Raw genomic sequence first — 12329 nt, 5'->3', positions numbered from 1 at the left:
AATGATCAAGACCATGATAGCAACGCTGGCGGTCTCGCTGACGAGCTATGCAGCACCAGCGTTGGCGGCAACTGTCACCGTCCAGGATTTACAAACGGCAACTAAAATTGGTGAGCCGGTTGCCAACTATTCTGGTGTCGATGAGATGACGAATGCTTTTTTGCCAGGTGGTACGAGTTCTGGTTTTGCAAATGGTTGGGCGCAGCTGACCAACGGGGGCTCTAATCAATACGGGTCAGCGAGTTTTAAGTATCAGATTGATATGACATCGTCGTTTAATTTCAAAGGTGGATTTAAAACGAGTTCTGGTGGTAATAGCATTTTTGGTCAAGCCGGAGATGCGTTGGGCATGATTTTAGCTCCATATGACCCATCGCAAATGGGGAATGGTTCACCAAATAAGTACTTGGGAATCGGTAAGAACGGGGAAACCGGATTCTCAAATGCGATATTCTGGGGAATTGATTTTTACTACAACTCGGATATGGGTGATTCGAACATCGGCACGTCGCTAGGTGTTAATTCGAAGCAATATGCGTCCTTCCGACACACTGACAGTGCGGGTAAATTGCAAGCCATCGATACCAATGACCAAGCGCAAAACGTCAGTCTAAGTCGCGGCGGTGATGATGTCGGATTTGCTTGGGAACCGACATCAGTTATCAGTGATGGCAGGCAAGTAGCTGGTACAATCACGGTAACGGGTTATGATGGAAAGACCTGGACGCAAAAAGTGACGGTGGCCCGCAATATGGGATTCTCTGTCTTTGGTTCGACGGGTAATCAAACTTCGACTATGTCCGTCAATATGAAGACATTTAGCGTGAAGTATGGAACAGTTCGGGCAACCTTTAACGGTGTCGCTGCAAAAACGACGGTTGATGCGAGCGATTTTAAAGCACCGGTTTTTAATCCTAGCCAGAAGCCGGCAGTGGTTGGAAGTACGGTGACGGTTGTTCAAAGTGATGCTGATGTTGATGCGGCAAGTAAGACTGCCAAATTTGATCCTAATTTTGTGTATGTTGCACCTAAAGTAGATGGCTATGATTTTACGGGTGATAACCGCAAAAATTATCAACAGTTTACGATTGCCAACAGTGATGATGATATGAATCACTTCGACTTAACGTATGCAAAAAAAAACAAGGTGACGATTAAGTATCAATATGCGACGCAACTGGGAACCTATTTTGATTCTGCCATAAAGTCGGGTTACGACGGGGATGATTATACTGTGACCCCACCGGATATCGTGGGTTATAAGCCAGATATTGCAACGGTTACTGGTAAGTTGGGAGATAAAGATACCATTATCGTGACCTATGCACCGTTGGTTAACAAGCCGTTGAATCCGTTTGATCCCGACTATACTAAGCCAGTAAGCCCGTTAATTCCAGGAACGGATACGCCGGTGGGTAAGGAACAATCTGGCATCTTGACAGTCGACTATGCCTCAACTTTGGATTTTGGGAAGCAAAAAATTTCAGGTCAAGCAACAATGTATGCTGCGAGTGCACAAAAATTCGCTGATACTGCACATAGTACATTGATTGCACCGGTTTACGCGCAAGTATCTGATTTACGGGCACGAGCGGGTGGTTGGACGCTCCAACTAGCGACGTCAGCGCTGAAAAACAAGGCCACGGGCAAGCCACTGCAGGGAGCGTCATTATCGTTTGAAAATGCTAAAATGGCTACTACGCCGGGAAAGTTGACGGGGAACGTTGTTGATAATCAAACGGTGGCATTTGGTCAAAGTGCAACGATTATGACGACAAATCAAGCAAACGTACCCGGTACTTGGGTGGCGGTTTTTGGTGGCCAATCTGATTTGGGCCAAACAGACGGCCGAGATGTGGATCAGGCTGTCAAGTTGGCTATCCCAGGTGGTAGTGCGCAGCAAGGTAACTACACAGCAGATTTGACGTGGACCGTATTGGACACGGTTGGGAATAAATAACATGACAAAACAAATGATTTTATTAGGCTTCGTGCTGGCCATGGGTTTCCTAACGCAACCCGTTTCGGCAGATGGGTTACCATTTGCTGTGACGCCACAGCCGATGAAGGCGCAACTTGATAAAACGGCGCGTTATTATGATTTGCAGACGCACCCGGGCGAAGTGGTTGCCCTGAAAATGCAGATTAAAAATTTAACGCAAACAGCTAAAGTGGTCCAAATGATTCCTGAACCAGCGCGGACAAATCCGCTTGGTGATGTTGTCTATGATCGCACTGTTGGTCAGGCAATTAACCCGCGGCTAGGGTTTGATAAATTGGCGACAAGTACCCAGCGCCTTAAATTATCTGCTGGCCAGACGCGTCGTTTGACCGTCAAGGTACGGTTGCCAAAGTCAATGGGGAACGGTGTGATTGCCGGTGGTCTCCATTTTCAGGAAGTAACGGCGCAGCGGCAACACAGCCACCAGCAAATGTTAGCCAATCGCTATGCCTACGTTTTAGGTGTTGTGTTACACACGGGGCAAACGAAAAAAGTAGTTAAGGTTAATTTACAAGCACGGGCGGTGGGCCGTCAAATTGGTATTGGTATCGGGAATAAGGCGAACCAGTTTGTCAATCAGGTGAAAGTGACGCAAACCGTGAAGAATGTCAGGGGACACGTGGTACATAAGTCAGCGGTACAAGGTAAGCAATTGGCACCTAATGTCACGGCAACCATGACGCTGGATCAACACACGTATCAACCAGGTGACTATCAGGTCACGACACGGTTTGTTAGTAAGACACTGCATCAAACTGTTACGAATAATGTTAAAGTTAAATAGTCAACGAGTAGCCTTTAGTGATGTGCGTCGCTAAGGGCTTTTTGTGATATCACGGGTGCGATGTAAAAATGCTATACAGAGCGATATTAATAGCCGTATAATAAAATCTAGAACCGATGAGGGGAATAAAGATGTTTGATTTAGAAAAACTATCCAAAAAGGAATTACGACGTGGCAAGTGGCTGACCATTCTGGCGCTGTTTATTAGTGTCGGGGCAATTTCGCCCGTCCAAGCGGTAGCGACTTTAGCCCTCACTGCTGGCCTACTGATTTCAATATTTGTGGCGCCTAAAACGGTCCTACGCTGGATTTTACCGCTCGCACTAATTGCAGCAACTTGGTCCTTTTCAGGTGTTAGTTGGCTGTTACAAGCGGTTTTGACGGTAGCTGTTATTGGTGCACGACAGGTATTAATTGGCCAGACTAAAATACCAGCTAAACTAACGACTGCCACCGAAACAAAACTTAAAATTAATGGTCAAGGACTTAATAAACGTGATTTAACGGTTTTTAAAGCGGTTTTCAACCGGGCTAACGACAGCGTTAATCATATCGAAAGCTTGCTAACAGAAACAAATGGGTTACGCAAGATTGCGTCAGAGACAGAGGTGATTCGTTTTGCCCGAGGCGTCGTCAAAGAACTTGCTGACGATCCAACGCAGCTGACGGATGCAGACGATTTTGTTTATACACATCTACCTAATATGGAAAAGATTTTGATGACGTATCATGACATTATTAGCCATGAAATGATTGATGAATCTGATAAACAACAGTTAGCAGCGGCCCGAGATGTGTTGCGCCAATTAGCCGACCAAATCCAGCAAGATTATCGCCGTATCACGCGTGATGATATTACATCTTTGCAAGATCAATTGGATACAGCAAAACGAACAATGAGGAAATAAACCATGACGGAAGAGTTAGTAAAAACACCTGAAACAAGCACGCCGGAATTAACGGATACATTAACATCAGACGAAAAAGCTAAAGCGGTGCAGTTGGCGCAAACCCTTGACATGTCTGCTACGGATTCTGTCTTGACCTATGGTTCTGACGCCCAAAAGAATTTAACTGATTTTTCACAGGGTGTCTTGGATCGGGTGCAGAATCAAGATGTCGGTCCGATTGGAGATGCTTTGACAGAACTGATGGGAAACTTGAGTGAAGCAAATCCCAACGAATTGATTCCCGAGAAGCAAGGTTTCTTTGCACGTGTCTTTAGGCGGGCTCAAAAGTCAATTTATGAAGTTACTGCTAAATATCAGAAGATTGGTGCTCAGGTTGATAATGTTGCGGCGCGACTTGATCGCCATAAAGAGACTTTGTTAGCCGATAACAAAATGCTTGACGGTTTGTTCCAACAAAACTTAGATTTCTTCAAGCAACTCAATGTTTATATTGCGGGTGCTGAGATAAAGTTAAGTGATGTTCGTAATCGCGAATTACCCGCTGCCCGGGAAGTTGCGCAAGCGTCAGGTGACCAATTAGATGCCCAAAAGGTACAAGATTTGGTGCAGTTTGAACAACGCTTGGAAAAGCGCAGCAATGATTTGAAGTTAACGCGTCAAGTTGCCTTGCAACAAGCACCGCAAATTCGTTTAATTCAATCAACCAACCAAGTATTGGCTGAAAAGATTCAATCGTCGATTTCAACAGCTATTCCATTATGGAAGAACCAAGTTGCCATTGCATTAACTTTGTTGAAGCAAAAGAATGCTGTGGCGGCCCAACGAGCGGTTGCTGATACGACTAATCAGTTGCTACAAGCAAATTCCGAGATGTTGAAACAAAGTGCCGTTGAAACTGCGGAGGAAAACGAACGCGGGGTTATTGATATTGAAACCTTACAAAATACCCAAGCTAATTTGATCGAAACAATTGAAGAGACCATGCAAATTCAGCGTGATGGCCGTCAGAAGCGGGCCGATGCAGAAGTGAAGATGCAGGAAATGGAAACGGAATTAAAGCAAAAACTCCTGGCAATGGCTGACGAATCGGCACCACGTAAGAATGTGAATTAATAAAAAAGCTGACCGAATATGACAATCGGCCAGCTTTTTTCATAGGCTATTCATAGAATACTGTAATAGCTAGGTTGTATAAGCAAAATATTTGACACGATATAAACTGCATATTAAAGCCTAGATAAATCGTAATAACTTGCTATAAAAGCTGGTGGGCTTCATATGGATTTTTCTTAATCTATTTTTAATAATTGGTCATGGATAGCACATTGTGACTGTCATAGCACTGTGATTTATTCGCAATTTTTCGTGAAAATAGGGGTTACATGTTCACAACTAGACGGCTATAATTGTAGCCATAGGTAGCAGTAACGCCGTAGCAGCCGAAAGGGGGCAAATATGGTCACGTTATATACATCACCTAGTTGTACATCATGTCGCAAAGCGCGTGCCTGGCTAGAATCAAACGCAATTCCCTATAAAGAGCGTAATGTATTCAAAGAGCCATTGACACGAGATGAGATTAAGAACATCTTGCGTATGACGGAAAATGGTACCGAAGAAATTATCTCAACGCGGTCAAAACTTTTTTCTGAATTAGATATTTCATTTGACGACTTATCGTTGGGTGAACTAATCGAAATGATTCAAAAGCAACCAGCCTTGCTCAAGCGTCCCTTGATGATCGATGAGAAGCGGATGCAGGTTGGGTATAACGAAGACGAGATTCGTCGATTCTTGCCACACGAGGTGCGACAAGCTGAGTTGGCCCGAGCAACAGCTTTGGCTGACCTGTAAAGCAAACATATCCACTATACATAAAAGGACCATTACGATGGTCTTTTTTTACCCCTTCATGTCACGTTTGTTTATACTGGGGTGCGGTAGGAAACATAACGGGTGGGTTAGTACACCCTGAACGTACGTGGTTAATGCTAATATATCGACTATTATTTCGGAAATTTGGTATAATAGTAAGCAAAGCTAGATTCCCGCAGACTGGGAAGGAAAGGGGTGCCCATAATGGAAATGGAACGCATTAACGAGGATACAATTCGAGTGGTGGTGACCAACGATGATCTAGCTGAGCGCAGTATTTCAGTGATTGACTTGCTGGGCAACCAAGAAGAAATTGAACGTTTCTTCTACAATATCTTGGAAGAAGTTGATGTCGAGCACGATTTCGAAAATAATGAGGCGGTTACCTTCCAAGTATTGCCAAACCGTAACGGCTTGGAGTTGTTCATCTCTAAGAATGTTGGGGATAAGGCCATGATGGATGGCGTTATCAACTCAATGTTTGGCAATCGCGATGCTGGTGATGTAAACGATGATGTTTCTGATAGCTTATTAGAGCAATTGTTAGATAATGATGGAGATGGGACTAAAAAAAAGTCCCAAGCTCGTCAACAACGTGCCGCGGCTGAGTCACGGGCTGCCGATCAGATGGTTAATGCAGCACGCGAATTGGCGCGTGATAAGCAAGGTCGTCGTCAAGTTATTTTGAAGTTTAAGGACTTTGAAGCAATTATCCAATTTGCAAAGATGATGCAAGAAGAAGTTGGTGACTCAAAGGTCATCGAATACAACAAGGACTATTATGTCGAGCTGTCATTTGATGAGTCAGTTTCACAGGCTGGTACCCAAGATATTACGGCTGTGGCTCGCGAATACGGTGAAGTTACGCCAGTGGCAGCTGAAGTACTTGCTGAACATGGTCACACAATTTTTGGTGAGAATGGTTTAACGCAGCTTTTGTCATTCTTTAAGTAATAGTGTTTTTAATAAAAGCCGGATCGACGGAAATGTCGGTTCGGCTTTTTTCGTGCAGAGATAATCAAAACCGCCAGAAAAGAAAACGCCTTCATCGCCCAAGTGAAAAGCCTGATTTTTGTAAATACCCCCACCTTATTCACAGACTAGAACCCGCCACTTCCACATATAGTTCTCATTATTCGAAACTTTTACAAAATATAACTGTAATATAGTTGTTACAACGAAGCGGCCGGTATGCACTATTCTGACAGCCGGCTTTGTTGTTCTAAAAATGCGTACGGGGGATAACATGGGACTTAAATTAGGCAGTGACTTCTTGTGGGGTGGTGCCATTGCTGCGCACCAAGCCGAAGGATCCTGGAATGTCGGTGGCAAGGGTGTGACGATTGCAGATGTGATGTTGGCCGGCAAAAATAGGATGCCCCGTGAAGTAACAGATGAAGTTTTACCGGATGGTAACTATCTGAACCACCGAGGCATTAATTTTTACGAGTCATACCTACAAGACTTTAAGTTGATGAAGGAACGCCAAATGAAGCCGGATTGGCTTATGATGACAAAATGATTGATGTGATGAGTGAAAATGACATCGTGCCAGTCATCACGTTAAATCACTTCGAGATGCCCCATTGCATCTGGTTAAGAAGTACGATGGGTTCCGTAACCGTCAAATCATTGATTTCTTCTTGAAGTTTGCCGATACAGTGGTGTTACGTTATGGGGATCGTGTCAAGTATTGGATGACCTTCAATGAAATTAAGAATCAAACGTCTTGGATGGATCTTCATCCGATGCTGCAAAACTCAGCGTTGATTGATTATCAAGCAGACGAAGCGCAAGAACTGATGTATCAAGCTTCATACTATGAATTATTGGCATCCGCATTGGTGACAAAGCGAGCCCATGAAATCGCACGTGAGATGGGATGCGAATTACTGGTCGGCGATATGATTGCTATGAATCCAGTTTATCCAGCTTCCTCGAAGCCAGAAGATATTTTGATGGCAGAATGGGCGATGCAGTCGCGTTATTTCCGGGGTGACGTCCATGCAACGGGTCAGTATCCAAACTGGATAAAAAAGTTCTGGGCACACAAGGGTTTCAAAATCGATATTACACCTGCGGATGCAAAGACTTTGGCTGAGAATATCGTGGATTATGTCGACTTTTCATACTATATGTCTTGGACAGTTTCCAATACTGGTGATGAATAGTTGGCATATGATGAGGAAGCAAATCACGGTGCCAACCCATTCTTACAAAAGTCAGACTGGGGCTGGCAAATTGATCCAGTCGGCGTTCGTTGGGCAATGAACTGGATGTGGGATCGTTGGCATAAGCCAATGTTTATCGTCGAAATCGGCTTTAGTGCCTATGACGAATTGACCCCCAGAGCATGAAGCACACGATGATTATCGCATTGCTTATTTCCAAGAGCATATCCAAGCGATGGAGCGGGTGGTTGTCTTAGATGGCATTCCGCTAATTGGGTATCTACCATGGTCAGGAATTGACATTGTGTCGACTTCAACGGTTGAAATGTTGAAGCATTATGGCTTCATTTATGTCGACCTGGATGACATGGGCCGGGGGTCGGGCGCCCGTTATCGTAAAGACTCATTTAAGTGGTACCAGCACGTGATTGTCTGAAAGGAGAGAGGATTTGGGGTAGGTTAATCAAATTGAGAATTGGTGATGACATGCAAGTAACGAAACAAAATAAGTAGAGGGAAACAACATGAATAATTTCATCAATGAAAAGTTGTTGCCGCCAGTTATGAAATTCGTTAACACGAAGGCAGTTGCGGCAATTAAGAATGGAATGCTTTACCCAATTCCATTCATTGTTATTGGCGCAGTCTTCTTAATTTTGGGACAATTCCCAATTCAAGACGTCCAAGATTATTTAAATCAGATTGGCTTAGGTCCAATTTTCATGCAAGCAAACAACCCGTCATTTCGTATTATGACGCCATTGCTACTGGCAAGCAACGCTGATAACTTGGCTTTGTATAAGGCTGGTAAGCTGACGTTGGATAACGTGGCACACATTGTGACGGAATCGGTTTCAGGTTTTGCGACTTATGCCGTGATTGCAATGGTCATTATTCCACCATTTAACGGTATGTATGTGCTATGGACGACGCCAGCGATCGTGTCAGGTTTGATTGTCGGTGGTTGGTAAGTTGCGTTGTGGCAAGCGGTTATGCTTGTGATGACAGCATTCATGTATTACCCATTTGCCCTCAAGTACGACAAGGTATTGCTTGCTGAAGAGCAAATTGATTCACAACCATCAGCCGCTGATATTGAAAAGTTGGAAGAAAACCCAGCTAACTAAATCTAATCTTGATAAGAGTATCACTCGTTCTGAGTGATGCTTTTTTATTTTTGGACAAATGTTGGTGACGTGCGTCTATATTTGGTGGAGGTGATGAGATGTACATTGCACAAACGTTCGGCACAAGCGTACTAATGACTGCGGATAAGGCTGATAAACAACGTAACTATGTTTGTCCCGGGTGTCAGAACCCAGTGACAGTGAAAAAAGGACGACTGAAAAACCCCCATTTTGCACATATAAGCTTACAAAAATGTCAGGCATTGGCTGAAGGTGAATCGGCGGTTCATTTGCTGGGAAAATTAGCAATGGTTGACTTCTTTGAAGGTATTGGTGGTCGAGTGGTGTTGGAGCCTTGGCTACCTGAGATTCAACAACGACCGGATTTGCTTGTGACGTTTGACAATCGACAAGTGGCAATTGAATTTCAATGTGCACCAATCAGTGCCGAACGGGTGCAACGTCGTACCGCTGGTTTTGCCAAGTTGGGGTTAGATGTTGTATGGGTATTGGGACTGACCTACCAGCAGCGAAAATTACAACAGGCGACACTGGCAAAGTTTGCACGCATTCGACAAGATACACTACAAGTGGCGTTATGGCGTGGTAAAGCCGGTATTCAGTGGCGTGAATGGTGGACAGTTGATGGTCGACTACACGTTGGGCGTAATGATTATGCTGATCCGATTCGTCAATTGGCAAAAATCCAACAACAACTTGTGCGGCGTGACCGGCGTATCAGACAACTACAGAAGCAACTCTATCAGCAGGAACGGACGGTAACCGGGATTCCGATTTGTTGCCATATTAGCAAACCATTGCCAGGCGGTTTAAAGACAGCTCATTGGATGCTAGCCACACAATTGGTCAGCAGGCTAGAGAAGGGTCCTTGCCATGTTGACCAATTACTAACGATGGTTAAACAGGCTGAATGGTTCGCGTTTGGAGCCAGCTCGGCTAGTACTGTTGCGAAGCTTTGGTTAAACCAGTTATTGGCGTTATGGCAGTCGATGGGGGTCGTGCAATTAATAAATGACCGCTGGTGTTTGGTCACGAACGTGCATTGGTTTGCAGATTTCAATCAAAAATTACGAGAATTACGTTCTCACGTGCATACAGTTGTCAGTAAGTGATAGAATAAAGCTAACATTTTTGAAATGAGGTGGCGAGCAATGGCCAAAGAATTACCATTACGAGATGCATTGCCCGAGTCAATGACTTGGAATTTGCAGACGATTTTTACTTCTGATGAAGCGTGGGAAGATGCCTTTGAAGAATTGGCCGATCGATTAGAGTCAGCGGACTTTTTCGCCCAATCAGCAACGACGTCTGGTACAGATTTGTACAATGCGTTGCAATACGGCTTGGGTGTGATGCGTGACTTAGAAAAGTTGTATGTCTATGCTTCAATGAAGTCAGACCAAGATACAGCCAACGCTTATTATCAAGGGTTGAGCAATCGAGCTGAAGCCTTGGCGGCACGTGTTTCTGCGGCCATTGCATTCTTCGATCCAGCTGTTTTGTCACTTTCAGAAGCTGAATTAACGGCCTTTTTTGAAGCAGAACCTAAGCTGGGTGTTTACAAGCATTACTTCGAGAGCATCCTGACGCAACAAGGCCACGTCTTAACGCCAGATCAAGAAGCATTGTTAGCTGCTGCCGGGGATGTTTTTGGGGCTTCAGAACGGACGTTTGGTGTGCTGGATAATGCCGATATTAAGTTTGAGGCGGTTGCCAACGAAGATGGTGAACTGGAGACGTTATCAAACGGGGTTTATTCACGTTTGTTGGAGTCGACTGACCCAGAAGTGCGTCGAAATGCATTCCAAACGTTTTACAAGTCATATGTCTCACTTGAAAATACGTTTGCATCTTTGATTGCAAGTCACGTGAAGGGTCATAACTTTATGGCTGCTGTTCATAACTATGACAATGCGCGTGAAGCTGCTTTGGCTGGTAACCATGTGCCAGAAGTGGTATACGATACCTTGGTTGCCGAAGTAAATGAGGCGTTACCGTTGTTGCATCGTTACGTTGCCCTCCGAAAGCAATTGTTAGGGCTGGACGAGTTGCATTCATACGACTTGTATACCCCAATTTTGGGCGAACCTGACTTTACGATTGATTACGAATCAGCTCAGGCTGAAGCGTTAAAGGCGTTGGCACCATTGGGTGAAGATTATCTGGAAGTCGTCAATACGGCTTTTGATAATCGTTGGATTGATGTCATTGAGAATAAGGGCAAGCGTTCAGGGGCCTACTCAGGTGGTTCATACGATACAAACCCATTTATTTTGTTGAATTGGGTTGATAACTTGAACAATTTGAGCACTTTAGTTCACGAAATGGGTCACTCGGTGCACTCATATTTGACTCGCCAAAATCAGCCTTATTATTACGGCGATTACCCAATCTTCTTGGCAGAAATTGCGTCAACGACCAACGAAAACTTGTTGACGGATTACTTGCTTAAGACGGTGACGGACAAGAAGTTGCGTGCGTATATCTTGAATCAGTACTTGGACGGCGTGAAGGGAACAGTCTTCCGTCAAACCCAATTTGCAGAGTTTGAGCAATGGATGCACGTTACCGATTCGCAGGGTGTGCCTTTGACGGCAGATGTTTTGGATGAGGCCTATGGTGAGCTTAACCGACGTTATTACGGTACAGCCTTGACGTTTGATGATGAAATTGCGCACGAGTGGGAGCGTATTCCACACTTCTACTACAACTTTTATGTGTTCCAATACAGTACTGGTTTTGCTGCTGCGACGGCAATGGCCGACAAGATTTTGACTGAAGGGGCACCGGCTGTGGCGGCTTATAAGGAATACTTGAAGGCCGGATCATCTGCATTCCCAATCGATGTGATGAAGAAGGCAGGCCTTGATATGACTCAGCCAGATTACTTGCGTGACACATTCAAAGTCTTCGAAGAACGCTTGGACGAATTTGAAGCGTTGGTGGCGGAATTAGCTGCGGAATAACTAATGATTATTAAAAAGAGGCTGGGACAAAACCCAGCTCAATATTTTAAATGAAATCAGGCGCAAACCCATGTATATCAAGGGTTTGCGCCTGATTTTTTGTATAATAGTAGTAATAAAGGCAAAGAAAAAGACCTTGAGTAGCCACTCAACGTCTACGGTTTCTGCCTCGAAAGGACTGAACCAAATAGTGTATACAAATTATAGCATGAATCAGCTAATGTTGGATATTCCAACTGCATATGAACCTGAAGAAAATCACCCAGCATATCAGATTAACCAACTTGTAGAATCATTGGATTTTACGGGTGAGTACACGACGGGAAGATATCCTTATCACCCATGTCTATTACTTAAGTTGGTCCTTTTCGCATACGCTCGAGGCATTTGATCAGGTCGTATGATTGAATGATTTACGGATGAAAATAAAGTAGCTATGTGGCTAACCCAAGGACAAGTTCCATCATATCGA

11 protein-coding genes and 1 pseudogene are annotated in these 12329 nt (G+C 44.3%); all 12 read left to right on the top strand.

Annotation, left to right across the window (positions count from 1 at the left end; translation table 11 throughout):
• The first annotated feature begins 1 nt into the window (after nt 1).
• The 12 genes and pseudogenes from EST42_RS05915 (at nt 2) to EST42_RS11675 (ending at nt 12248) form a co-directional block, all read left to right on the top strand.
• Entirely contained in the window at nt 2-1960 is a 1959-nt protein-coding gene (locus EST42_RS05915; protein ID WP_167711124.1) for a WxL domain-containing protein, read from the top strand.
• Between the two features lies 1 nt (nt 1961).
• The gene (locus EST42_RS05910; protein WP_134644635.1) at nt 1962-2786 is read left to right on the top strand and encodes a WxL protein peptidoglycan domain-containing protein; all 825 of its coding nucleotides are present in this window, start codon (nt 1962-1964) and stop codon (nt 2784-2786) included.
• A gap of 131 nt (nt 2787-2917) precedes the next feature.
• A complete protein-coding gene (locus EST42_RS05905; RefSeq protein WP_134644634.1) occupies nt 2918-3694 on the top strand; it encodes a 5-bromo-4-chloroindolyl phosphate hydrolysis family protein in 777 nt (258 codons plus the stop codon).
• 3 nt (nt 3695-3697) lie between these two features.
• The gene (locus tag EST42_RS05900) at nt 3698-4810 is read left to right on the top strand and encodes a toxic anion resistance protein (protein WP_134644633.1); all 1113 of its coding nucleotides are present in this window, start codon (nt 3698-3700) and stop codon (nt 4808-4810) included.
• Between the two features lie 342 nt (nt 4811-5152).
• Nucleotides 5153-5551, top strand: coding sequence for a transcriptional regulator SpxA (gene spxA / locus EST42_RS05895; RefSeq protein ID WP_134644632.1), 399 nt, complete (start codon nt 5153-5155; stop codon nt 5549-5551).
• 225 nt (nt 5552-5776) lie between these two features.
• Nucleotides 5777-6526: an adaptor protein MecA gene (locus EST42_RS05890; RefSeq protein ID WP_134644631.1), complete on the top strand. Its 750-nt coding sequence runs from the start codon at nt 5777-5779 to the stop codon at nt 6524-6526.
• Nucleotides 6527-6818: 292 nt separating this feature from the next.
• Nucleotides 6819-8179: pseudogene (locus EST42_RS05885) on the top strand (family 1 glycosylhydrolase).
• Between the two features lie 88 nt (nt 8180-8267).
• A complete protein-coding gene (locus tag EST42_RS05880) occupies nt 8268-8714 on the top strand; it encodes a hypothetical protein (protein WP_425335776.1) in 447 nt (148 codons plus the stop codon).
• 30 nt (nt 8715-8744) lie between these two features.
• On the top strand, nt 8745-8870 hold the full coding sequence (locus EST42_RS11560; RefSeq protein ID WP_425335775.1) for a hypothetical protein: 126 nt from the start codon (nt 8745-8747) through the stop codon (nt 8868-8870).
• A gap of 98 nt (nt 8871-8968) precedes the next feature.
• On the top strand, nt 8969-10003 hold the full coding sequence (locus tag EST42_RS05875; protein WP_134644630.1) for a competence protein CoiA: 1035 nt from the start codon (nt 8969-8971) through the stop codon (nt 10001-10003).
• Nucleotides 10004-10042: 39 nt separating this feature from the next.
• Nucleotides 10043-11857 carry an oligoendopeptidase F gene (gene pepF, locus EST42_RS05870; RefSeq protein WP_134644629.1) on the top strand — a complete coding sequence of 605 codons (1815 nt, stop codon included), beginning with the start codon at nt 10043-10045 and terminating at the stop codon, nt 11855-11857.
• A 70-nt stretch (nt 11858-11927) separates the two neighbouring features.
• The gene (locus tag EST42_RS11675) at nt 11928-12248 is read left to right on the top strand and encodes a transposase (protein ID WP_483414633.1); all 321 of its coding nucleotides are present in this window, start codon (nt 11928-11930) and stop codon (nt 12246-12248) included.
• Nucleotides 12249-12329 lie beyond the last annotated feature (81 nt).

The sequence above is a fragment of the Weissella cibaria genome, from assembly GCF_004521965.1.
Classification (GTDB): domain Bacteria; phylum Bacillota; class Bacilli; order Lactobacillales; family Lactobacillaceae; genus Weissella; species Weissella cibaria_A.
The sequence above is the reverse complement of the archived record's forward strand: the minus strand, read 5'-3'. Positions and strand labels throughout refer to the sequence as shown.